At 54.4% G+C, this 524-nt stretch carries 1 protein-coding gene; it reads right to left on the minus strand.

Going from position 1 to position 524, the window contains the following annotated elements; all coding sequences use genetic code 11:
- A partial coding sequence (locus tag K0F88_RS32040; RefSeq protein WP_219097879.1) for a transposase occupies positions 1-450 on the minus strand: 450 nt, incomplete at its 3' end.
- Positions 451-524: the final 74 nt, after the last annotated feature.

A 524-nucleotide genomic window follows, 5' to 3' on the forward strand; every position in this document is an offset into this window, starting at 1 on the left:
GACTGCTTTGAATTTGCTGCCATCGATGGCGACCAGATGTTCTCCGAACAGTCCCAACTGCTGACACAGCACAACGAACTGGCGACAGACGGCTCTGATGGCTTTGCTGTTGTCTTTTCGGAAGTTGGCGATCGTCTTAAAGTCCGGCATCAAACGCCCGGTCAACCACATCAGTTCGACGTTGCGCTGGGCTTCTCGCTCCAAACGTCGACTCGACTGGATGCGGTTGAGATAGCCGTAGATGTAGATCTTCAGCAAGATCGCGGGGTGGTAAGCCGGCCGGCCAGTGTCGGCTGGAATGGCACCTTCAAAACCCAGATTGACCAGGTCGAGTTCGTCGACAAAGACATCGACTACGCGTACCGGGTTGGTATCGCTGACGTAGTCGTCGAGGCTCTCGGGAAGTAAGGTGCCTTGGCCTCGATGTTCACCTTGGATAAAGCGCTTCATGGGCGATCCCTGCGATGAAATCCTAAGAAATCATAGCAAGGGTTCGCGAAGGCGTTTTTACACACTCTGGGCCA

This window comes from Pseudomonas sp. UMAB-40 (assembly GCF_900095275.1).
Lineage (GTDB): Bacteria > Pseudomonadota > Gammaproteobacteria > Pseudomonadales > Pseudomonadaceae > Aquipseudomonas > Aquipseudomonas mandelii_B.